Below are 519 nucleotides of genomic sequence, written 5' to 3' on the forward strand. Positions count from 1 at the left end.
CTGCACGGCCCGCCCGAGAATGAACACCCACATGACCTGAGCGGTCCCCGCCACCACCAGCCCGGCAGCGAAAGCCCCGATCCCGCTGGTCAACGCCCCGAGCGGCCCCCGCCGATCCGACCACTGCCCGGCGAAGACCATCCCGAACAGGCTGGTGGTGAAGTACCCGGAGAACGCGAACGCGTACAACGACACCCCGCCCAGCTCCCGAGCGGCAACCGGCATCGCCGTCCCAACTGCCGTCGCCTCGAAGGCGATCAGCAGAACAACGGACACGATCCCGACACTGAGCGCCCGATGCGACCGCCCCAACACGGAGTCACGACACTCGTCGGCCAGGTCAGAGGCGGTGTTCGTGACACCGGCGTCACGAGGTTCAAGGACGGTCATGCCCGCCAGCGTAAGGTCCACGGGCCGCGTTGGCCCCTGTCGGAGGATGGTCGGGGGCTGAGACCTTTGTCGTACGACCACAGCCGCCCCGCTCCCCTTCATGAACGGCGTATGGCAGTCCCGTTGCAC

The 519-nt window shown here is 67.8% G+C and carries 1 pseudogene; it reads right to left on the reverse strand.

Annotation, left to right across the window (positions count from 1 at the left end):
• A pseudogene (locus AC31A1_RS52400) lies at positions 1-390 on the reverse strand (MFS transporter); the annotation flags it as partial.
• Between the last annotated feature and the right edge of the window lie 129 nt (positions 391-519).

Source organism: Streptomyces sp. P5F9 (assembly GCF_057961495.1).